The organism is Mycobacterium kyogaense, assembly GCF_036946525.1.
GTDB lineage: Bacteria > Actinomycetota > Actinomycetes > Mycobacteriales > Mycobacteriaceae > Mycobacterium > Mycobacterium kyogaense_A.
In genome coordinates this window covers 32,535-51,967 of record NZ_JAQIIY010000010.1, presented here as the reverse complement: position 1 = coordinate 51,967, position 19,433 = coordinate 32,535, and the positions used below count along the sequence as shown (strand labels likewise).

The 19,433-nt window shown below is 66.7% G+C and carries 25 protein-coding genes; 10 read left to right on the top strand and 15 right to left on the bottom strand.

The window, feature by feature from the left end:
* The first annotated feature begins 98 nt into the window (after window positions 1-98).
* Window positions 99-548 carry an Hsp20/alpha crystallin family protein gene (locus PGN37_RS08670; protein WP_335330626.1) on the top strand — a complete coding sequence of 150 codons (450 nt, stop codon included), beginning with the start codon at window positions 99-101 and terminating at the stop codon, window positions 546-548.
* A gap of 59 nt (window positions 549-607) precedes the next feature.
* Here PGN37_RS08670 and PGN37_RS08665 read toward each other — a convergent pair whose 3' ends face one another.
* Window positions 608-2,047, bottom strand: a complete 1,440-nt coding sequence (locus PGN37_RS08665) for a sensor histidine kinase (protein ID WP_335330625.1) — start codon at window positions 2,045-2,047, stop codon at window positions 608-610.
* On the bottom strand, window positions 2,044-2,736 hold the full coding sequence (locus PGN37_RS08660) for a response regulator transcription factor (RefSeq protein ID WP_335330624.1): 693 nt from the start codon (window positions 2,734-2,736) through the stop codon (window positions 2,044-2,046). The genes PGN37_RS08665 and PGN37_RS08660 overlap by 4 nt, the downstream gene beginning before the upstream one ends.
* Window positions 2,737-2,866: 130 nt before the next feature.
* Here PGN37_RS08660 and PGN37_RS08655 point away from each other — a divergent pair, with 130 nt between their 5' ends.
* Complete coding sequence (locus PGN37_RS08655) at window positions 2,867-3,661, top strand: hypothetical protein (RefSeq protein WP_335330623.1); 795 nt, start codon at window positions 2,867-2,869, stop codon at window positions 3,659-3,661.
* A gap of 100 nt (window positions 3,662-3,761) precedes the next feature.
* On the opposite strand, the gene PGN37_RS08650 is transcribed toward PGN37_RS08655, so the two are convergent.
* Window positions 3,762-4,586: a helix-turn-helix transcriptional regulator gene (locus PGN37_RS08650; RefSeq protein ID WP_335330761.1), complete on the bottom strand. Its 825-nt coding sequence runs from the start codon at window positions 4,584-4,586 to the stop codon at window positions 3,762-3,764.
* A gap of 609 nt (window positions 4,587-5,195) precedes the next feature.
* Between PGN37_RS08650 and PGN37_RS08645 the strand changes: the two genes are divergently transcribed.
* Complete coding sequence (locus PGN37_RS08645) at window positions 5,196-5,564, top strand: hypothetical protein (protein ID WP_335330622.1); 369 nt, start codon at window positions 5,196-5,198, stop codon at window positions 5,562-5,564.
* Between the two features lie 97 nt (window positions 5,565-5,661).
* Here the strand turns inward: PGN37_RS08645 and PGN37_RS08640 are convergent, their stop codons facing one another.
* Both PGN37_RS08640 and PGN37_RS08635 read right to left on the bottom strand, forming a co-directional pair.
* The gene (locus PGN37_RS08640) at window positions 5,662-6,255 is read right to left on the bottom strand and encodes a GNAT family N-acetyltransferase (RefSeq protein ID WP_335330621.1); all 594 of its coding nucleotides are present in this window, start codon (window positions 6,253-6,255) and stop codon (window positions 5,662-5,664) included.
* Complete coding sequence (locus PGN37_RS08635) at window positions 6,252-6,698, bottom strand: hypothetical protein (RefSeq protein WP_335330620.1); 447 nt, start codon at window positions 6,696-6,698, stop codon at window positions 6,252-6,254. Before PGN37_RS08635 ends, PGN37_RS08640 begins: the two co-directional genes overlap by 4 nt.
* A gap of 25 nt (window positions 6,699-6,723) precedes the next feature.
* Between PGN37_RS08635 and PGN37_RS08630 the strand changes: the two genes are divergently transcribed.
* Window positions 6,724-7,170 carry a cupin domain-containing protein gene (locus PGN37_RS08630; protein WP_335330619.1) on the top strand — a complete coding sequence of 149 codons (447 nt, stop codon included), beginning with the start codon at window positions 6,724-6,726 and terminating at the stop codon, window positions 7,168-7,170.
* On the opposite strand, the gene PGN37_RS08625 is transcribed toward PGN37_RS08630, so the two are convergent.
* Window positions 7,160-7,885 (bottom strand): 3-keto-5-aminohexanoate cleavage protein, encoded by a 726-nt coding sequence (locus PGN37_RS08625; protein ID WP_335330618.1) that lies wholly within the window; start codon window positions 7,883-7,885, stop codon window positions 7,160-7,162. The two genes, PGN37_RS08630 and PGN37_RS08625, sit on opposite strands and share 11 nt — an antisense overlap.
* A 189-nt stretch (window positions 7,886-8,074) precedes the next feature.
* Here PGN37_RS08625 and PGN37_RS08620 point away from each other — a divergent pair, with 189 nt between their 5' ends.
* The 4 genes from PGN37_RS08620 to PGN37_RS08605 all read left to right on the top strand — a co-directional run bounded on the left by PGN37_RS08620 (window position 8,075) and on the right by PGN37_RS08605 (window position 10,572).
* Window positions 8,075-9,022, top strand: a complete 948-nt coding sequence (locus PGN37_RS08620; RefSeq protein WP_335330617.1) for a cyclopropane mycolic acid synthase family methyltransferase — start codon at window positions 8,075-8,077, stop codon at window positions 9,020-9,022.
* Window positions 9,023-9,116: 94 nt separating this feature from the next.
* Complete coding sequence (locus tag PGN37_RS08615) at window positions 9,117-9,971, top strand: cyclopropane mycolic acid synthase family methyltransferase (RefSeq protein WP_335330616.1); 855 nt, start codon at window positions 9,117-9,119, stop codon at window positions 9,969-9,971.
* Window positions 9,972-10,027: 56 nt separating this feature from the next.
* The gene (locus PGN37_RS08610; protein WP_335330615.1) at window positions 10,028-10,237 is read left to right on the top strand and encodes a DUF2945 domain-containing protein; all 210 of its coding nucleotides are present in this window, start codon (window positions 10,028-10,030) and stop codon (window positions 10,235-10,237) included.
* Window positions 10,234-10,572, top strand: a complete 339-nt coding sequence (locus PGN37_RS08605) for a DUF3140 domain-containing protein (RefSeq protein WP_335330614.1) — start codon at window positions 10,234-10,236, stop codon at window positions 10,570-10,572. The genes PGN37_RS08610 and PGN37_RS08605 overlap by 4 nt, the downstream gene beginning before the upstream one ends.
* Before the next feature lie 10 nt (window positions 10,573-10,582).
* On the opposite strand, the gene PGN37_RS08600 is transcribed toward PGN37_RS08605, so the two are convergent.
* Window positions 10,583-11,467, bottom strand: coding sequence for an amidohydrolase family protein (locus PGN37_RS08600; RefSeq protein WP_335330613.1), 885 nt, complete (start codon window positions 11,465-11,467; stop codon window positions 10,583-10,585).
* Window positions 11,468-11,489: 22 nt separating this feature from the next.
* Window positions 11,490-12,905, bottom strand: a complete 1,416-nt coding sequence (locus tag PGN37_RS08595) for an aldehyde dehydrogenase family protein (protein ID WP_335330612.1) — start codon at window positions 12,903-12,905, stop codon at window positions 11,490-11,492.
* A gap of 135 nt (window positions 12,906-13,040) precedes the next feature.
* Here PGN37_RS08595 and PGN37_RS08590 point away from each other — a divergent pair, with 135 nt between their 5' ends.
* Window positions 13,041-13,196, top strand: a complete 156-nt coding sequence (locus PGN37_RS08590; RefSeq protein ID WP_006241027.1) for a hypothetical protein — start codon at window positions 13,041-13,043, stop codon at window positions 13,194-13,196.
* A gap of 59 nt (window positions 13,197-13,255) precedes the next feature.
* On the top strand, window positions 13,256-13,675 hold the full coding sequence (locus PGN37_RS08585) for a hypothetical protein (RefSeq protein ID WP_335330611.1): 420 nt from the start codon (window positions 13,256-13,258) through the stop codon (window positions 13,673-13,675).
* Here the strand turns inward: PGN37_RS08585 and PGN37_RS08580 are convergent.
* The 7 genes from PGN37_RS08580 to PGN37_RS08550 form a co-directional block, all read right to left on the bottom strand.
* A complete protein-coding gene (locus PGN37_RS08580; protein ID WP_335330610.1) occupies window positions 13,663-14,379 on the bottom strand; it encodes an SDR family oxidoreductase in 717 nt (238 codons plus the stop codon). The two genes, PGN37_RS08585 and PGN37_RS08580, sit on opposite strands and share 13 nt — an antisense overlap.
* Window positions 14,372-15,331 carry a ketoacyl-ACP synthase III gene (locus PGN37_RS08575; RefSeq protein WP_335330609.1) on the bottom strand — a complete coding sequence of 320 codons (960 nt, stop codon included), beginning with the start codon at window positions 15,329-15,331 and terminating at the stop codon, window positions 14,372-14,374. The genes PGN37_RS08580 and PGN37_RS08575 overlap by 8 nt, the downstream gene beginning before the upstream one ends.
* Complete coding sequence (locus PGN37_RS08570) at window positions 15,328-15,555, bottom strand: acyl carrier protein (RefSeq protein ID WP_335330608.1); 228 nt, start codon at window positions 15,553-15,555, stop codon at window positions 15,328-15,330. Before PGN37_RS08570 ends, PGN37_RS08575 begins: the two co-directional genes overlap by 4 nt.
* Before the next feature lie 34 nt (window positions 15,556-15,589).
* Window positions 15,590-15,844: a biotin/lipoyl-containing protein gene (locus PGN37_RS08565; protein ID WP_335330607.1), complete on the bottom strand. Its 255-nt coding sequence runs from the start codon at window positions 15,842-15,844 to the stop codon at window positions 15,590-15,592.
* Entirely contained in the window at window positions 15,841-16,821 is a 981-nt protein-coding gene (locus tag PGN37_RS08560; RefSeq protein WP_335330606.1) for an alpha-ketoacid dehydrogenase subunit beta, read from the bottom strand. Before PGN37_RS08560 ends, PGN37_RS08565 begins: the two co-directional genes overlap by 4 nt.
* Window positions 16,818-17,660, bottom strand: a complete 843-nt coding sequence (locus tag PGN37_RS08555; RefSeq protein WP_335330605.1) for a thiamine pyrophosphate-dependent dehydrogenase E1 component subunit alpha — start codon at window positions 17,658-17,660, stop codon at window positions 16,818-16,820. Before PGN37_RS08555 ends, PGN37_RS08560 begins: the two co-directional genes overlap by 4 nt.
* A 275-nt stretch (window positions 17,661-17,935) precedes the next feature.
* Window positions 17,936-19,276: an ammonium transporter gene (locus PGN37_RS08550; RefSeq protein ID WP_335330604.1), complete on the bottom strand. Its 1,341-nt coding sequence runs from the start codon at window positions 19,274-19,276 to the stop codon at window positions 17,936-17,938.
* Window positions 19,277-19,433 lie beyond the last annotated feature (157 nt).

The window sequence follows — 19,433 nt, the reverse complement described above, 5'->3', positions numbered from 1 at the left end:
GGCACTCTCCGGTTTCGAGTGCTAATCTCGGCACTGCACAGTGATTTGGTCGCCCGCCAGGGTGGCGGGCTCTTGGACGATGTAGGAGGTGGATTGCTGTGCTTCGCTTTGATCCGTTCAGTGACCTTGATTCCCTGACCCGGGGCTTGCTGACCAGCCAGACCGGATCGAACCGCGTCCCGCGCTTCATGCCGATGGACCTCTGCAAGATCGACGACCACTACGTGCTGACCGCTGACCTGCCCGGTGTCGATCCCGGGTCGGTGGACGTGAACGTCGACAACGGCACGCTGACCATCTCTGCCCATCGCACGGCACGCTCCGACGAATCGGCGCAGTGGCTGGCCAACGAGCGGTTCTTCGGCGGCTACCGTCGGCAGCTCTCCCTCGGAGACGGGATCGACACCAGCGCGATCTCGGCCACCTACGAAAACGGCGTGCTGACGGTGACGATCCCGGTCGCCGAGAGGGCCAAGCCGCGCAAGGTCGAAATCCAGCACGCCGGCGCGCAGACGTCCATCGCTCCGACGACCGTCGACGCCGACTAGCACCGACTGACAACAGTTGCGGTCCAACCGGATTCGTCCGGTTGGACCGCACAGTCGCCTCACCGTCGCGGCAGCGTCAGGACGAACCTCGCGCCGGGCCGGTGCCCGACATTGACCAGATCCCCGCCGTGCGCCCGCGCCAGGGCTCGGGCGATCGGTAGCCCGAGCCCGGCGCCGCCGCGGTCACGATCGCGGGCCTCGTCGAGACGGACCAATCGCTCGAAGATCCGCTCCCGCTGATCGTCCGGCACGCCGGGACCGGTGTCGGTGACGGTGAGCACGGCACGATCACCCGCGGTGCGCACGTCGATGTCGATCACCCCGCCGGCCGGGGTGTGCCGGCGGGCGTTGTCGACGACGTTGGCGAGGATCTGCGCGATGCGCATGGCATCGGCGACGATCGGCAGCGCCGTCTCCCCGCTGCGTCGGATCTGCAGACCGGGGGCGAGAACCGCGCTGCGATCGCGCTCGGCGTCGGCCAGCGTCACCAGATCACACCGCCGCAGATCGAGCGGTGAGCCGGCATCGATACGGCTCAGGTCGAGCATGTCGGCGACCAGCCTGCCGGCTCTGCGTGCCTCGTTGAGGACCAGCTCGGCCCGATGGCGCTGGCGCGCGGACTCGGGGTCGTCGTGCTGCACGGCCGAGGACACGAGTTGGTCTGCGGCAGCGTGTATTCCGGTGATCGGGGTGCGGAGTTCATGCGCGGCGTCTGCGAGGAAACGGCGGGTTGCGGCTTCCGCCTGCGCGGCGGCCTGCGCCGACCGATGGGCGTGCTCCTCCGAGTACTGCAGCGCATCGACCATGGTGTCGAATGCCGCTGCGGCACGGCCGAGTTCAGTGCTGGGACGGTCCGGCCGTACCCGCCTGCCGCGGTCGCCGGCGGCGATGGACTCGGCGACCTGGGTCAGGCGGGTCAGGGGCAGCATCGTCGCGCGGGCGATCAGCGTCACGCCGAGTGCGGTGAGAAGCAACACGGCGATGCCCGCGACCACCATGAGGATGCGCAACTGCCGCAGCAGAGCCGAGGTGGCGGTCGTGTCGGCCACCAAAATGAGCCGGCTTCCGTCCGGCAGTCTGTGATCGATCACCGTCGCGGTGGCGTCCGGCGGGGGCGGACGGCGACCGCCCGGCGGTCCCGGCCCGCGGTCACGTCCGGGCGGGCCGGGGGGTCCAGGTGGTGCGGGTGGCGGGACGTCCTCGCCGACCGTGGTGTCGGGATCGATGCCGGGATCGCCGTATCGCTCGCCGTCAGCGGTGAAGACCGCGGCGCGGACACCCCCGCCGTCCACCTCGCCGACCCACTGCCACGGCGGGACTCCGGTACGCGCCAGTGCGTCGACACGGGTGACGCCCGCCTGGAGGCGGTTGTTCAGATCACGCCGGGCCTGGGCGCCGATCATCACGTCGATGACGACGCCGAGCACGACGAGGAGAACTGCGAGGAACAACAGGACGGCGATCACCACGCGTCGCTGCAGCGACGGCGTGGCGGTCATCGGGCCTGCAACCGGTAGCCGATGCCGCGCACGGTGTGCAGAATTCGCGGGCCGTGCGCCTCCATCTTGCGCCGCAGGCTGCTGATGTGGACGTGCACGAGATTGTCGTCGTAGGAGGCGTAACCCCATACGGCATTGAGGATCTGGTGCGCGCTGACGATGCGGCCACGTTGATCGAGCAGGAAGTCCAGCAGGCGGAATTCGGTGGCGGTCAGATCGAGCGGGAGGCCGGCGCGCGACGCGACCCCGGCGCCGCGGTCGACGACGAGGTCACCGGTCTGCACGGTCGCGGGCAGACGCCCGCGGCGGCGCAGAACAGCGCCGACCCGGGACACGAGTTCCGGCACCTCGAACGGTTTGACGACGTAGTCGTCGGCGCCGCCGTCGAGGCCGCGCAGCCGATCGGTGAGACCGTCACGTGCGGTCAGCATGATCAGTCCCACGTCGCCCCACTCGCGGACGACATCGGCCAGTGCGAACCCGTCCCGGCCGGGCAGCATGATGTCGACGATCACCAAATCAGGGCGGTAGCCGTCGAGTGCCCCCTCCAGGTCGTTGCCGTCGACGCGGCCGTCGGCGGCGTATCCGGCCGAGACGAGCGCATCGACCACCATCTCGCGGATGGCCGGGGAATCCTCGACGACGAGCACGCGGGCTGCGGCACGGTCGGTGTCTGCGGGGGCGCCCATGGGTCCATTCTGGCCGGTGCTCTCTGAAGCCCGTCTGAAGAATCCGCTGCGGCCGCCGCTCTTCAGGTTGGCTTCATCACCACGCCCTAGCGTCGCGATCAGTCCGAGTTATCCCGACGAAAGAGGTCCCATGGCCAACGAAGCTCGCTCAGACGACGACCGCCCGCACGAGGATCGGGCAGACGAGCACTTTGACGACACCCCCGAAACCGACCGCATCCCCGAACCGCACTATGCACCGCCGGCCCCTGTGGTCGAGAAGAAGAGCCGCTGGGCGACGATTCGCGAACCCGCACGTCGCCACCCGATCGGTGCCGCCGTGGGCGCTGCCGCCGCCGGTCTGGTCATCGGATTCCTCGGCGGCACACTGGCCGACGCGCATCCGATGATGTCGCTGTCGGTCGGCACCGCGTCGGTCGCTCAACCCGCGCCGCCCGGTCCGGGCTTCTGGGGCCCGGATGGACCGGGAGGCCCGGGTGGTCCGGGAGGACCCGCTGGCCCGGGTGGACCGGGCTGGGGTCCGGGTGACCCCGGAGGGCCTGAGCGCGGTCCGGGTGGACCTGGAGGACCGGGTGGTCACGACCGAGGACCCGGAGGCCCGGGTGGGCCGGCTGGCCCGGGCGGACCTGACCGAGGACCCGCAGGCCCGGGCGGGCCGGGTGGTCCGGGGCGAGACGCTCCGCCGCCGCCTCCGGGTGGTCCCGACGGTCCCGGCGGGCGCGGCGGGCCTGCCGGACCGGGTGGGCCTGCCGGACCGGGTGGGCCCGGTGGACCGGGTGGACCAGGTGGGCCTGCCGATCAGGCACCGCCACCGCCTCCGCCCTCCGGCGGGCCCGCCGGCCAGGCGCCTGCTCCCGCCGGCCAGGCGCCCGCTCCGAGCACACCGCCGCTGCCCGCCGAACGAGGTGCCACACCACAGGCGTGACGTCAGCCGTGCGGTCCAACCGGTATCGCAGGTTGGACCGCACGGCCGGCCATTCGATGTCGAGTATCACCGCGACATGGGCAGCGGTATGGACATCGCCTCAGCTACACAGGGTTTGGCGTGGAGTTCGCCCGTAGTGCTGGCGGTAGTACATCGCGAAGCGACCGGTGTGGAAGAAGCCCCACTGACGGGCGACGGTACTGACTGTCGTGACTCCGCGGTCGGCGGCGACGAGATCGAGATGCGCATTGTGCAGCCGAACGCGCCGCAGGTATTCGATCGGAGTGCAATCGCGGTGCCTGCGGAACATGTACTGCAGGGCGCGGGTGGTGACGAAGATGTGATTGGCGATGTCAGCGACCGTGATATCGGTCTGGGCGTGGTCGTCGATGTAGGCAAGGGCGCGCCGCAGCAGCGCAGGCGTGGAGTCGTGGCGGTCCTCAATGGTCGGTTCGAGCAGAGCGTTACTGGGGAAGGCGGCGATCATGGTCGCGGCGAGGTGCCGTGCGACCGAACCGACCATCAGTGGGCTGGCTGCAGCATCGGAGCTTGGCGCAACGTCATGAAAGAGGTAATGGAGCGTGTCGGCCATCAGCTTGTTGGCGACCGGTGACACCGGCATACCCGCGACAAGCTTCACAGGTTCAGGACTGCTGCCGAGCCCGGGTGCGGTCGAGGCCACGGCACCGAGCAACCCCCGGTCGACCGCCACCACGTCGAAATGCCCGCGATGAATGTCGCCAGCGATAGGCACTTCAGCCTGCCACCCTATTGCTGTCACCGTCCCTCTGTGACACGCGTGCCCCATGCCGCCGGGGTGCGCATGGCGAAGGGAGCCCGACCGCACCAGGCACAACACGATGTCGCCCATCGGGTCACACTCGAAACGGCAGCGATAGCTGTGTCTGAGTTGATCGAACGCCATCGTGCCCAACTGTGATCGCCCTGCCCAGGTATGGGGGGGCGATCAGAGGTCGGGCCGAACGTGGTCTTCGTGTAGTTCGCGCTCACGAAACTTTCTGCAGCGTCAAGCTCAGTCGTATCGAGGACGACGGCGCCCGCCGCAGGAGGATTCTCGTGATCGCCGCGTTGCAATTGAGCCAGTTCCATAGCGGACCCCCGTCCTCTGGGCGTACGTGTACTCAACCCACACTGGGCTTTCACCACGCCCGTTTCCTGATCCCACGGGCGCGAAGGGGCGACCGCAAATTCCTCCTCCTGTGCCCTGTTGACATCGCAGATGCGCCCTTCGCGATTTGTGGTCTGCGCCCGGCCTTGCCTTCTGCGCACAACGGCGTCGACTGCGGCTCTGTCGCGTTTGCGCCACGGTCTTGCACGCTGACGCTGGCGCGAATTGTCCGCTGTCCGAACATGTTTTAGCCGATCCCGGTCAGTGCGAATCGCGCATTCCGAGGCGGGTAGCCAGCGTTTCGGAGCACGGGAAACGTTCCCGCCGACGCCTTGCGTCGGGCACTGCCGCGTCACTTTCGAGCAGCCGTGACTGATCCACTCCACAAGAGATGAGGAAAAGCAGATGATCGCAACAACGAAGTTCGTGATCGGGGCCGCGCTGAGCGGGGCCGCTCTGGCGATGACAGGCGCCGGCACCGCGGCAGCGCAACCCGCAGACGAAAGCGTCAACGTGATGGTTGACGCCGTCACGATCCAGGAGCACGCCAGTCCGGAGGACGCAGCGCAAACCGCTGCGGCCATCTGCGCCCAGAGCACTGCGCAGATCACCGCACTGGCGCGCACCGTCAACACCACTGGTGCGCCGCAAACCGTCTGCAACGTCCCCGGAGGATCTGTCGTGCTGACCAAGTACGGTCAGAGCGAGGGCAACGTACCGGTCCACCCGCCGGCCGGCGCACAGCCCGCGCCTCCTCCGGCCCCCGGACGCTGACCTGACCACAGGAGCATGTCGCCTGGCCTCGCGCCAGGCGACATTGCTCTTGCAGCCTCTGCCCCTCCAGCCGAGCGACGGCGCAACGGCTCTCGAGCTACCTTCGGTCCAACCGGTGTCGCAGGTTGGACCGCACGGCCGGCCATTCGATGTCGAGTATCGAGTACACGACCGTGTCGCGCCGCGACCCGTCGGGCAACAACTGGTGGCTGCGCAGGATGCCGTCGAGCTTGGCGCCCAGCCTCTCGATCGCGGCACGACTGTCGCGATTGAGGTGGTGCGTACGCAATTCGACTGCCAGACAACCTAGTTCATCGAACGCGTGGCCGAGCATCAACAACTTGGTCTCGGTGTTGACCCCGGTGCGCCGGGCCGAGGCGACGTACCAGGTGTGGCCGATCTCCAGGCGCCGGTTCGGTGGATCGACGTTCATGTAGCTCGACGAGCCGACGATCGCCCCCGAGCGGTCCCGCACCACGAAAGTGAGCCCGGTGTGCGGGGTCTGCGCGGCCAGCCGGCCCGCCACCCACTGCGCGGCAGCCCCCGCTTTCGGCGCCGCGGTGAACCACAGGCCGCCCAGTTCCCCATCGGCGGCGACCGCCTCGATCTCCGCGACGTGGTCGTCTCGCAGAGGTTCCAGCGACACCCCGTGCTCGCCGTTCAGTTCGACCGGCTGGACGAAACCGTTCACCCTCTGGCACCGACGATTCCGGCCGAGCGCTTCCACGCCGCGAGCATCGTCCAGATCGACAGCAGCACCGACGCCGCCGCAACGCCGCCGACGACGTAGAGGCCATAGGCGGCCGACACCGGCGGATACACGTACAGCCGGTAGAACCACACCGCCAGCACCACCAGGATCACCGAAATCGCCAGTGCGGCAGTCGAAGCCATCCGCGCCGAGACTCCCCGCGCCGCCATCGCACCGGCCACCACCAACGCCGACGCCAACAACACGACCAGTTGCCCGACACCGAATCCGGGCGGTGGCACCGGCATCTCCCCTGCGACCCCGCCGATCCCGTTGGCGCGCCCTCCGCCCCCCGCCGATGAACGCAGCCACGGCAACCAGGCACCGACCGCCACCGCCAGCGCGCACACTGCCACCAGCCAGCCGGGACGGGCGCGAGACATGGGCAAAGACTACTAGGGTGAGCCGATGAGCGATCTCCCCGAATGGGCGCGTCGGCTGAACCTTTCCCCGCACCCCGAAGGCGGATGGTTCACCGAGACGTGGCGCAGTGAGCTCACGATGCCCGAGTCGGCACTCCCTGCGGACTACAACGGAAGCCGCAGCGCCGGCACGGCCATCCTGTTCTTGCTGATGCCCGGCCAGCAGTCGGCGTGGCACACCGTACGCAGTGCCGAATTGTGGCTCTACCACTCCGGCGGTCCGCTGCTCCTCGACGTCGGAGCGGAGCAGGACAGTGCCACCACCCATGTGCTGGGCACCGACATCCTCGCTGGAGAACATCCGCAGTTCGTCGTGCCACCGGGCCACTGGCAGCGCGCCCGCCCGCACGGCGACCACCCCTGCCTTGCCAGCTGCGTCGTCGTCCCCGGCTTCGATTTCGCCGATTTCGCCCTCGGAGCACCTACCGACTGAGCAACTCGACCGCGGCCGTGACCAGCGCCGCGTTGCCATCGGCCAACGAGCCGTCGGGTAGCCGCAGCGTGTCCTCCATCCCGATCCGCGTCTGCAGTCCACGCGCGCCGGCGTGCTGCAGCAGCGGCCAGCAACTCTCGTCGAGCCCATGCAGCAGCACCGGGGCAGGGGAATCCGCCGCGGCGACCTGCGCCAGCACCTCATCGGCCGTCGCGACGTCGCCGTCGGCGCCCAGCTCGACCATCACCCGCAAGCAGTGCGCAGCCACCTCCGAGCGCGCCCACGACTGGGCCGCCTCGACGTGAAAGATTCCGACTTCGACGCCGATGCCGCGGGACAGCAGCAGCTCGACGAGTTCAGGTGATCCGGGTTCGTGCCAATTCACTGACGCGAAATCCGGTGACACGGACCAGTTTTCGATCGCTCGACGGCGCTCCCCGGCATCGGGCAACGCCCAGAAGCCCGTCGTCACGCCCAGCGGTAGTCCCGGGACGGCTTCCCGCACGGCCGCCACGGCTGCCGCCACGTCAGCGGCCAGCAGCGAGTCGACGCCCCGATCGTCCTTGGGGTGCATGTGCACGGCCCGGGCTCCGGCGACGTGGGCGGCCATCGCTTCGGCTGCCAACTGATCCGGGGTCACCGGCAACGCCGAGTGTTCGTCCGGGGTACGTACCCCGTTGATGCACGCCTTCAGGTAGAACGTCTGTTCGTCCACGCCACCATCTTGACGCTTCCGCGACCATGTGACAGTTTTCGGATCCACACTCTCCGCACGCCGCCTGTCGATGGGCGGTGGGGAAAGGTATGGTCGGCGGCGGAGCCAGTTTCTCGTGGCCGGGCGGGTCAGCAGCGTACCCGCGCCGTGTGCCGCAGGTGAATGTCGAACTCAGATGAGGATGGACGAATGTCGAACACCGAGACCGATCAGCCGCAGGCCACAGCCCAGTCGAAGTGGCTGTCGAAGTCCGCGTCGGACACCCGCGGCTCGGACAAGCAAGAGGTCCAGTTCCACTACGACATCTCCAACGAATTCTTCAGGCTGTGGCAGGACCCCAATCAGGTCTACAGCTGCGCATACTTCGAGAAGGACGACTACACCCTCGAGCAGGCCCAGATGGCCAAGATCGACCTGTCCCTGGGCAAGCTCGGGCTCCAGCCGGGGATGACGCTGCTCGACATCGGCTGCGGCTGGGGCGCGACGATCATGCGTGCCGTGGAGAAGTACGACGTCAACGTCATCGGCCTGACGCTGTCGGAGAACCAGAAGGAACACATCGAGAACCACTGGTTTGCCAACTCCACCAGCAAGCGCAGCATGGAGGTGCGCCTGCAGCCCTGGGAGGAGTTCGAGGGCCAGGTCGACCGGATCGTGTCAATCGGCGCGTTCGAGCACTTCGGCTTCAACAAGTACGACGACTACTTCAAGAAGACCTACAGCTGGATGCCCGACGACGGCGTCATGATGCTGCACACGATCATCATCCCCGAGGATGAGGAGATCAAGGCCAAGGGACTGCCCTTGACCATGTCCAAGGTGCGGTTCATCAAGTTCATCATGGATTACATCTATCCCGGTGGCCGCTTGCCGCTGGCGTCGATGGTGCGCGACCACGCGGTCAAGGCCGGCTTCACGATCACCCGCGAGCAGCACCTGCAGCCGCACTATGTGAAGACTCTCGACACCTGGGCGTCGAACCTGGAGAACAAGAAGGACGAGGCCATCGAGATCACCTCAGAGGAGATCTACGAGCGGTTCCTCAAGTATTTGCAGGGCTGCGCCGATCTGTTCCGGGACGGCTACACCGACGTCGCGCAGTTCACCTGTGAGAAGCAGGCTTTGACGTCTGTGTAGTAATTTGAGCAGATTCGCCATCGGTGCGGATGAATTGGAGGTCGGTCGGGGAATGGGTAAGGGCGCTGCAGGGCGGTCCGCCACGAACAAGGACATGACGCCCCACTTCGAAGAGGTGCAGGCGCACTACGACCTCTCTGACGAGTTCTTCGGTCTGTTCCAGGATCCGTCTCGGACCTACAGCTGTGCGTACTACGAGCGCGAGGACATGACGCTCGAAGAGGCCCAGATGGCCAAGATCGATCTCGCGCTGGGCAAGTTGAACCTCGAGCCGGGCATGACACTGCTCGACATCGGCTGCGGTTGGGGGTCGGTGCTGCAGCGGGCCGTCGAGAAGCACGACGTCAATGTCGTCGGGCTGACCTTGAGCCGCAATCAGTGCAAGTTCGCGCAGGAACTGCTCGACGGGCTCGACACCGACCGCAGCCGCCGGATTCTGCTGCGCGGCTGGGAGCAGTTCGACGAGCCCGTCGACCGGATCATCAGCATCGAGGCGATCGAGGCGTTCCCCCAGGAGCGTTACGAGCCGTTCTTCAAGATGTGCAGCAGTGTGCTGCCCGACGGCGGGCGCATGCTCCTGCAGGCCATCCTCGGCCACCCACTGAAGAAGTGGCCGGAGTTGGGCATCCCGATCACGATGACCGACCTGAAGTTCATGCGGTTCATCGCGAAGGAGATCTTTCCCGGCGGATCGGTGCCCGGCGAGGAGAACATCGTCGAGCTGTCCGGCCAGGCGGGCTTCACCCTCGAGCAGACGCAGTTCCTCAACGCCGATTACGTGCGCACCCTCGACACGTGGGCCCACGAGCTCGAGGCCCATCACGACGAGGCAGTCGCTGCGACCTCGGAAGAGGTGTACCAGCGCTACATGAAGTACCTGGTCGGGTGCAGCGACTTCTTCAACCGCGGCGTCAGCGAACTCGGCCAGTTCACGCTCGTCAAGAGCTGATTCACCGTAATCCTTCGGTCAGGTCTGACCGTCTGCCGGCCGGGTATTCGCCGTGCATGAGCGAACTACACAAGGGCGACAAGGTCACGTGGCAGAGTCACGGCAACACGGTCAAGGGCACCGTCGAGGAGAAGATCACCTCGGATAAAGAGGCGGCCGGGCGCACGGTGCGCGCATCCAAAGATGATCCGCAATACCGGGTGGTCAGCGACAAGAGCGGCAACGACGCTGTGCACAAGCCCGACTCGCTGAACAAGAAGTCGTGAGCGATTCTCCGGACCAGACCCGCGAGGACTTCTCCGATGCGGTGAACATGACCGCGTCGGAGCTGGAGAAGTGGCTGGACACCGACGAATCACGCGATGTCGGGCAGAAGCCGTCGTCGGGCGGCGAGTCGACCGGACATCACAGCGGGCGGCGAATCATCGAGATCTTGCGCACCAAGAAGGCGGATCTGAGCGACGACGACTACGCCCACATGCGCAAGGTGGTGGGATACGTCAAACGCCACAGCGCGCAGGGCCCGGATTCCGACGTCGAGCACAGCAAATGGCGCTACTCGCTGATGAACTGGGGCCACGACCCGCTGAAGAAGTCCTGACCGCACGCGGTCAGGAGGTGACCCCGAGGACGCGCAGCGCGTTCTGCTTGTAGATCAGCGGCAACACCGCTGGGTCTACGTCGAGGGTGTCGAAGTCGCGGCGCCAGCGGTCGAGCTGCAGATACGGGTAGTCGGTCCCGAACAGCGCCTTTGTGCGCAGCTGTCGGCTCAATGCATGCACCAACTGCGGTGGGAAGTACTTCGGGCTCCACCCCGAGAGGTCGATGTAGACGTTCGGTTTGTGCGTGGCGATCGCGATCTGCGCATCGACCCACGGGACCGCCGGGTGGGCCATCACGATCGTCAGCTCCGGGAAGTCGGCGGCCACGTCGTCGAGCAGCATGGGGTCGCTGTAGCGCAGCTTGATGCCGTACCCGCCGGGAAGCCCTGACCCCATTCCCGTCTGTCCGGTGTGGAACAGCGCGGGCACACCGGCCTCGGCAATCGCGTGATAGATCGGATAGTGGGCGCGATCGTTGGGTTCGAACGCCTGCATGCTGGGATGGAACTTGAAGCCCTTGACCCCGAAGTCGCGCACCAGTTCGTGCACCCGGTGCACCGCGTGCCGGCCCTGATGGGGGTCCACGCTGCCGAACGGGATCAGCACGTCGTTGTTGCGCTCCGCGCCCAGCACCAGATCCTCGATCGAGTTCGGCATGTGCCGCATCCCGTGCCGAGCGTCGATCGTGAACACGACCGCGGCGGTGTTGTGCCGGCGGTACTGGTCGGCGATGGCGTCGACACTGGCGACGATGCCGGGCGGCATCTTGAAGTACTTCGCCGTCGCCTCGATCAGGACGTCGTCGTAGGCCCGGTGACCATGCCCGTCGATCTCGACGTGGGTGTGAATGTCGATGGCCTCGACGCGGTCGAAATCGATGTTGTAGGTGTACATTTCCCCGCTTCCTACTGCCGCGTCACGCCGACACCACGGCCTTGATCTCGAGGTACTCGTCGAAGCCGAAGCGGCCCCACTCGCGGCCGTTGCCGCTGCGTTTGTACCCGCCGAAGGGTGCCGCGATGTCGAAGGCGTGGTTGATTGCCACCGAGCCGGCGCGGATGCGCGTGGCGACGGCGCGTGCCTGGTCGGCGTCGGCACCCGAGACGTACCCTGCCAATCCGTACTCGGTGTCGTTGGCGATCTCCACGGCGTGGTCGAGATCGTCGTAGCCGAGGATGCACAGCACGGGCCCGAAGATCTCCTCGCGCGCGATGGTCATGTCGTTGGTGACGTCGGCGAACACCGTCGGTTTGACGTAGTACCCGGTGTCGAGACCATCGGGCCGGCCGAGTCCGCCGGCGACGAGCGTGGCCCCCTCGTCGATGCCCCGGGCGATGAGGCCCTGGACCTTGTCGTACTGGGCCTTTGACGCCACCGGTCCGATGGCCTTCTTGTCCGCGAGATCGCCGACTGTCACAGCCTGTGCCGCCTCCCTCGCCGCATCGACGGCCTCGGCCATTCGCGCCGCAGGCACGAGCATGCGCGACGGCGCGTTGCAGCTCTGGCCACTGTTGAGCATCATGGCCGTCGTCCCCGCTGCGACGCTCCTGGCGAACCGATCGTCGTCGAGCACGATGTTGGGGCTCTTGCCACCGAGTTCCTGTGTCACCCGCTTGACGGTCGCGGCGGCGTTCCTCGCGACCTCGACGCCTGCCCGGGTCGACCCCGTGAACGAGACCATGTCGATGTCGGGATGCGCGGCCAGCGCCGCCCCCACCCCTGGACCATCGCCGTACACGAGGTTGTAGACCCCTGCGGGAACTCCTGCAGCAGCGAGTATTTCAGTGAAGATCTGTGCCGAGAACGGTGCCACCTCAGACGGTTTGAGCACCATCGTGGCGCCGGTGGCCAGCGCGGGGAACACCTTGCAGGCGATCTGGTTGAGGGGCCAGTTCCACGGCGTGATGAGACCGCACACCCCGATCGGCTCACGGACCACGTGAGTGTTGCCCTGCTGCTCGTCGAACGCGAACGTCTTCAGCGTCTCGATGGCCGAGAGCAGGTGACCCAGTCCGAGGTTGACCTGAGGTCCCGCCGCCAGTGCCGGCGGCGCCCCCATCTCCTCGCCCACCGCGTCGGCCAGGTCGCTGCTGCGGTCGCGGTACCCGGCCAGGATCGCCGACAACACCTCGAGCCGGTCATCCCGGCTGGTCTGCGACCACGAGGCGAACGCCCGCCGCGCGGCCTGGACCGCGATGTCCACGTCCGCCGAGGAGCCCAGCGCGATGCGGCCGGTGACCTCTTCGGTGGACGGGTCCTCGACGTCGAGGGTGTTGGGCCGCAACGGCGGGACCCACTGACCGTCGATGTAGAACTCGAGATAGTCACGCATGCCACCACTGTTCCTCACCGGGCCCGCGTGCGGGCGCCTTCGGACGCAGCGTTTGGTCGGTTTGGTTTTGACGGATCGGGTAATTCCTCTTTCGCAATTGTGACGTGACCATGTCCTTAGAAGATCGGATTGATCATGATCGTGCTCGGCATCATCCTTCTGTTGATCGGCTACTTCACCAGCCTGTCCATCCTGTACACGATCGGCGCAATCCTGGTTGTCGTCGGTGTCGTGCTGTGGATTCTCGGTGCTGTGGGCCGTCCCGTCGGCGGGCGAAAAGTCTGGTTCTAGCGGGCCGACACATGCCGCCAAAGCCCACGGGCTTTGGCGGCATGCGGCATCGTTGATGCATGACCCCTCAGAAAGTCCCCAGTCCGAAGGAGATCAGGGCGGCGGCACAGGCGGCCGCCGATGCGGCCCAGACCGTCGCATCCACCGCGATGCGCATTCCGCCCGCCTCCATCCAGCTGGCCGCCGAGATGCCGGACCTGATCGAGAATCTGGCGGCCGCCACGGCGCGTCTCAATGCCGTGATCGACCGGACCGAACGGTATCTGGCGCTGGCCGACCCGATGTTGCGCACCCTCGATGCGCTGCTCCCCCAACTCGAAGCGCTGGTGTCCACCGGCAACGACGTCTACCGCGCGGTCTCCACGATGCCTGGGGTGTCCACGCTGGGCCGGTTCACCAACCGGGGCGCCGCCGAACCACCCAGTGAGGAGAAGCCGCCCCGTCGGCGCGCGTCACGCTCGAAACCTCACCCGACGTAGATCGTGTCGCCGGTCGGCGGCGGTGCGTCGATCGCCGCGACGATCGCGGCGGCGAACTCCGCGACGGTCGGCAGGGAACCCGCTGCGCGCCGGGCTGCCACCCCGTCCGGGTCGACGCGCTGCAGCAGCCTCAAGGCCACCGATCCTTCCAACAGATCTCCCGAGACCACCACCAACGTGAGGCCCTTCGCGTCGAATTCCGGGCCGAGCTCACGCAACGCCACCTCACCGGCATGTTTGCTTTCCGCCACCGCGGCGTAGCCGGCAATCGGCACCGGGCGGCGGCCGAAGAAATGCGCGGGATGGCTGGTGACGAAGACGATCACTGCACCGGGCGGCATGATCGCCAGCGCCCGCCGCGCGACATCCACCTGCGCGTCCCGGTTGAGCCGCCGAGCGTAACCGGCGTCGGCATGGCGCTCCAGACCACCAGAAGCGTTGAGCACCAGCACCTTCAGCGTCCCCAGGAGGGACACCTGGTCGAACATCGCACTCACTGCCTGCTCGTCGCAGAGGTCCGCCTGCACCGCCGTCGCGCCGGCACCGGTGTCACGCACCGCTGCGACGACCTCTGAGGCGCGACGCTCCTTCTCCCGAAAGTTCACCACGACGTGCCGACCGGGACGCGCCACCCCGACGGCGACGTCGGCGCCGACCCCGCGGGAGGCACCGGTCACGAGAACGACGTCGGGACGATCACTCATCCGGGTCAGGGTCGGCATCGCTGAGGTCGGCGTCGCTGAGGTCGTAATCGACCATGACGCCTCCCCACGCCTCACCGGCGCCGTAGGCGACCAGCAGGGCCCGGCCCTCGGTGGGAATGCTTCCTCGGCGCAGTGATTCACCCAGCGCCAACGGGATCGATGCCGCCGAGGTGTTGCCGAAGTTTTCGACGCAGTCGACGAACACGGCGTCGCCGATCTCGGCTTCGTCCCGGACCCGTTGCAAAATCCTCGAATTGGCCTGATGCCCAATGACGATGGACGGTTCGACATCGCCGTCCTGCAGGATCTTCGCCGTCTTGGTCATGGTGCGGACGGCGCGATGGTAGACGCGGATGCCGTCGAGCGTGATCCCCTGACCGACCTGACCGCGCATCAGATCCGCACCCGCGCCGTCGGATCCGGCGTGCCAGCGATGCTTGCGGAACTCCGGCCGGGGGGCGATCAGCACCGCGCCTGCGCCGTCACCGAACAGCGGCCCCGTGTTGCGGTCGGTCTTGTCCAACATGCGCGACATCGCCTCGACGCAGCACACGATCACGGCCGAGCCGTCGCCACCGTCGCACAGGGTCAACCCGGAGATCAGACCGTAGATGAAGCCACTGCACGCCGCGGACATGTCGAAAGCCAGTATTTCCTGCGGCAATCCGGCCTTGGTGGCCACCCGCTGGGCGATTCCCGGCACTGCGCCACCGGCCGAACTGCTCACCACCAGCAGCGCCGCGATGCGAGTGCCCTCATGCCGGGCGACCAGCGGTGCGCAGACGCGCGCGGCAACATCGTCGAGAGCTTCGTCGTCGTCCATCCACCACCGCGCAGCCACGCCGGTACGGCGGCGAATCCACTCGTCGGTGAGCCCGATGGAGTCGAAGAAAGCGTTCGGGACATGCTCTCCCGTTGTGGCCGTGGCGATGTCGACGATCCCGGCGTTCACGGTGTGCCGATCAGTCCCAGAAAGTAATTCTTGATGTCGGCGGGGCTGACACACTCATCCAATCGCTCCAGGTCGGCTTCGACGCTGAACTCCTTTTCCAAGAGCTCGGTGAGCTCGGCGACATCGAGCGAATCCAGGTCGAGATCCCAGATCGCCGTGGTGAAATCGTCGACGCCGGCGTCGGGCGATCGACGCTGGACGATCTTGAGCATGATGGTGTTCATTCGTTCTTCGATGGATGACAACGTCTTCGACCTTTCACCGTCGCTCGTCGAGTTTGTACAACACTGATCCTGACGTGGTGATCGACCTGGCATCCACCACTATTTCGACCACCGTGCCCGGCTTTTCGGCCATGAGATCGACACTGCTCTTGTCCGTCTCGAGCACCGCCACCACGTCGCCGCGCTCGACGACGTCACCGACGGAGACCAGCCATTCCACCACCAGGGCATCGGTCAGCCCGTGACCGAAGTCGGGTACGTGGATGTCCACCGTCGAATCCCCGGTCACCGGAACATCTCCTCGATCGCGCGGACGATGGCGGGCTGATCCACCAGGTGGCCTGCCTCGAAGTCCGCGGGCGGGTAGATGTGGCGCGGTGGCGCCAACCGGCGTACCGGGGCCGTGAGGTCGTGCCAGGCCCGCTCGCTCACCGTCGCCGCCAATTCCGCACCGACACCACAGAATTCGACTGCCTCGTGCACGATCAGCAACCGACCGGTGCGGGACACCGACGCCAAGACGGTGTCGACGTCCATCGGCGCGATCCAACGCAGGTCCACCACTTCGACGTCGACGGAACCGGCCAGATCTTCGGCTGCGGCCAGAACCTCTTCGAGCACGGCTCCCCAGCCTGCCACCGTGATGGCCGATCCGGGCCGGATCACGCGGGCTCCGAGCGCCGAACGTGGCTGCGAATCCGCCCTGGCTTGGCGCCGGCGATGCCAGTACAGACGTTTGGGCTCGAAGAAGATCACGGGTGAGCCGAGGTGACACGCATAGTCGAGCATCGCGGCCGCATCCTCCGGCGATGACGGGTAGGCGACGTGCAAGCCCGGCGTGTGGGCGAACAGCGCTTCGGGAGATTCACTGTGGTGCTCGACCGCGCGGATGCCGCCGCCGACGGGAACCCGCACCACCAGATGCAGGTCGAGCTCACCGTTCCAGCGAGTCGTCATTCTGGCTGCCTGCGTGACGATCTGGTTCATCGCCAGGTAGACGAAGCCGTCGAATTGGATCTCGCAGATCGGTTTGAGGCCCGCCATCGACATCCCGATGGCCTGGCCGACAATCGAGGATTCGGCCAGCACGGCGTCGCGCACCCGGCCGGCTCCGAAGCGGCTCTGCAAGCCCCGGGTGACCCGGAAGACCCCGCCCAGGCGTCCGATGTCCTGTCCGATCAACACGATCGAGCTGTCGCGGTCCATCAGATCGGACAGCGCGCCGTTGAGCGATTCGGCCAGGCAGCTGGGCCGCGCGGTGGTCATCGACCGAATACCTCCACCATCGCGCGGCTGTGCGCCTCGATGTCGCGGTCGACCTCGGCGAGCCATGCGTCGTCCACGACCCCGGCGCAGTGCAGCCGGTCTCGGTAGCGCTGTACCGGATCGTTGGCTGCCGCGGCAGCCAACTCCTGCTCGTCGCGGTAGAGCGTGTGCGCATCGGAACTGCTGTGTCCCGCCGTTCTCGTGGTGTGCAATTCGATCAACCCGGGGGTGCCCGTGGTCTCCACGTGCTCGCGCGCGCTGACGCACTGCAGATAGGCCAGTTCGGGATCCTCGGTACGGACGGACCACGAGGTGATACCGAAGCCGCGGGCCCGCTCGGCGATACTGGTGCGCATCTGTTCGTGGCTCGGTTTGGAGATCGCCCACCCGTTGTTCTGCACGACGAACAGCACCGGGACCGATTCGACCGCCGCGAGATTCATCGCTTCTGACACGTCCCCTTCGCTGGTTGCCCCGTCACCGAGATAGACCACCACCGTCTCGGGGAGGCTCTGCAGCCGACGGGCGATCGCGTAACCGACCGCATGCAGCGTCTGTGCGGCAACCACCAACGTGTACGGAAAGAACCGGTGCCGGCGCGGATTCCACCCGCAATAGGTGCGGCCCGCCCACTGCGCCACCAGTCCGACGCCGTCGATACCACGCACGATGGCCACGGCATGTTCGCGATAGCTCGGGAAGATGGTGGTGGCCTCACCGATGGCCATCGCCGACGCCACCTGCGCTGCTTCCTGACCACGGCACGACAGCCACAGATCGACCCGGCCCTGGTTCTGCAGACGGACCGCCTCTGCGTCCACGCCTCGCGCGACCAGCATGTGGCGCAACATGGCGCGGCTGGTCTGCACACTCACAGACGTTGCCAGATCGGTCAATTCAGCACCGTTCCTGTCGGCGTCGACGACTACGACCTACGACTACCTATTCACGACCTACCCAAGAGCTACCCGTGGACATCCCGGCGACCAGCCCGGGATGCGTGAGAGAAACTGGTTACGCAACGCTGTGACTGACCTTCGGAACAAGTTCTTAGCCACTGTAACTTACCGCACCGTCGAATAGTTCGTGTGCCTATCTTCACAGCACGGGCACGTCAGTCTGGCTGCGGCGCGTGCTCTCCGGAGGCACTCGGCCGAGTCGCCGTCGGACCGGCGGTGCCGAACAGGCCTGTGCGTGGCGGTGCTCCGTGCACGTTCGCGTGCCCGTGAACACCTTCGGCATAGGCGGTTTCGGCGTGCTGCGAGAAGTCGACACCCGACACCTCGTCCTCGGCGCTGATGCGGAAGCCGATGACCTTGTCGATCACCTTGGCGAGCGCGAACGATGCCGCGAACGCGTAACCGGCGACCACCACGACCGCCACCGCCTGCTTGCCGAGCTGGCCGAAGCCGCCACCGTAGAACAGACCGCTTGCCCCGCCCGTCATCGTCTCCGAGGCGAGAAGACCGATGAGCAGAACGCCGACCACACCACCGACGAAGTGCACCCCGACCACATCGAGGGAATCGTCGTAGCCGAACCGGAACTTCAGACCGATGGCGAAGGCGCAGACGACACCGGCGGCCACACCCACCACCGCGGCACCGAACGTGGTGACCGTTCCGCACGACGGCGTGATCGCCACCAGGCCTGCGACCACGCCGGACGCCGCACCGAACGTCGTGGGCTTGCCGTCGCGAAGTTGTTCGACCGTGAGCCACCCGAGCATGCCCAGGCAGCCGGCCACCAAGGTGTTCAGGAAGATCGCCGCCGCGGTACCGTTCGCAGCCAGCGCCGACCCGGCGTTGAACCCGAACCAGCCGAACCACAGCAGGCCGACGCCGAGAAGGACGAACGGCAGATTGTGCGGCCGCATCGCCTCCTTCTTGAACCCGATGCGTGGTCCCAGCACCAGCGCCAACGCCAACGCCGATGCGCCCGAGACGATCTCGACGACCAGACCACCCGCGTAGTCCAGGACACCCCAGCGCATCATCCACCCGCCGGGCGCCCACACCCAGTGGGCGACAACCGAATACACCACGATGACCCATACCGGGACGAAGACCACCCACGCCGCGAACTTGGCCCGGTCGGCGATCGCGCCACTGACCAGAGCGGCGGTGATGATCGCGAAGGTGAGCTGGAACGTCACGAAGAGGAGTTCGGGAACCTGCCCGTGCACGGTGTACGGGGTGATTCCGCCCAGCCCGAGATGCGACAGACTCCCTATCACTCCGCCGGCGCGGCTGTCCGAGAACGCGAGGCTGTACCCGGCGAGCAACCACGTCACCGTGACCAACGGGATCGCGATGAAGCTCATCATGATCATGTTGAGCACGCCGGTGGTGCGGACCATCCCGCCGTAGAAGATCGCCAGGCCCGGCGTCATGAGAAGCACCAGGGCGGTGCTGGCCAACAACCAGGCGGTCGCTGCGGGGTCGATCTGATTCACGTTCGCACTCCTTCGGGCGGTCCCGAACGAGAATGTCGACCCCTCGTTTCAGCGACAAGGCGATCATGTTTCCGACATGTTTCGTACAGCCTCCTTAAATCGGAGAGGTGTCCGACCGCCTTCACCGCGTGCCGTCGATCGAGGAGGTGCCGGCGGC

What these genes read in the sequence shown, in the direction of transcription:
- PGN37_RS08585 (WP_335330611.1), top strand. Translation starts at nt 13,256, where the DNA reads ATGACCCCTCAGAAAGTCCCCAGTCCGAAGGAGATCAGGGCGGCGGCA.
- PGN37_RS08580 (WP_335330610.1), bottom strand. Translation starts at nt 14,379, where the DNA reads ATGAGTGATCGTCCCGACGTCGTTCTCGTGACCGGTGCCTCCCGCGGG.
- PGN37_RS08590 (WP_006241027.1), top strand. Translation starts at nt 13,041, where the DNA reads ATGATCGTGCTCGGCATCATCCTTCTGTTGATCGGCTACTTCACCAGC.
- PGN37_RS08620 (WP_335330617.1), top strand. Translation starts at nt 8,075, where the DNA reads ATGTCGAACACCGAGACCGATCAGCCGCAGGCCACAGCCCAGTCGAAG.
- PGN37_RS08665 (WP_335330625.1), bottom strand. Translation starts at nt 2,047, where the DNA reads ATGACCGCCACGCCGTCGCTGCAGCGACGCGTGGTGATCGCCGTCCTG.
- PGN37_RS08560 (WP_335330606.1), bottom strand. Translation starts at nt 16,821, where the DNA reads ATGACCACCGCGCGGCCCAGCTGCCTGGCCGAATCGCTCAACGGCGCG.
- PGN37_RS08610 (WP_335330615.1), top strand. Translation starts at nt 10,028, where the DNA reads ATGAGCGAACTACACAAGGGCGACAAGGTCACGTGGCAGAGTCACGGC.
- PGN37_RS08635 (WP_335330620.1), bottom strand. Translation starts at nt 6,698, where the DNA reads ATGTCTCGCGCCCGTCCCGGCTGGCTGGTGGCAGTGTGCGCGCTGGCG.
- PGN37_RS08595 (WP_335330612.1), bottom strand. Translation starts at nt 12,905, where the DNA reads ATGCGTGACTATCTCGAGTTCTACATCGACGGTCAGTGGGTCCCGCCG.
- PGN37_RS08630 (WP_335330619.1), top strand. Translation starts at nt 6,724, where the DNA reads ATGAGCGATCTCCCCGAATGGGCGCGTCGGCTGAACCTTTCCCCGCAC.
- PGN37_RS08600 (WP_335330613.1), bottom strand. Translation starts at nt 11,467, where the DNA reads ATGTACACCTACAACATCGATTTCGACCGCGTCGAGGCCATCGACATT.
- PGN37_RS08650 (WP_335330761.1), bottom strand. Translation starts at nt 4,586, where the DNA reads ATGGCGTTCGATCAACTCAGACACAGCTATCGCTGCCGTTTCGAGTGT.
- PGN37_RS08615 (WP_335330616.1), top strand. Translation starts at nt 9,117, where the DNA reads ATGACGCCCCACTTCGAAGAGGTGCAGGCGCACTACGACCTCTCTGAC.
- PGN37_RS08645 (WP_335330622.1), top strand. Translation starts at nt 5,196, where the DNA reads ATGATCGCAACAACGAAGTTCGTGATCGGGGCCGCGCTGAGCGGGGCC.
- PGN37_RS08555 (WP_335330605.1), bottom strand. Translation starts at nt 17,660, where the DNA reads ATGCTGGTCGCGCGAGGCGTGGACGCAGAGGCGGTCCGTCTGCAGAAC.
- PGN37_RS08655 (WP_335330623.1), top strand. Translation starts at nt 2,867, where the DNA reads ATGGCCAACGAAGCTCGCTCAGACGACGACCGCCCGCACGAGGATCGG.
- PGN37_RS08660 (WP_335330624.1), bottom strand. Translation starts at nt 2,736, where the DNA reads ATGGGCGCCCCCGCAGACACCGACCGTGCCGCAGCCCGCGTGCTCGTC.
- PGN37_RS08570 (WP_335330608.1), bottom strand. Translation starts at nt 15,555, where the DNA reads ATGAACACCATCATGCTCAAGATCGTCCAGCGTCGATCGCCCGACGCC.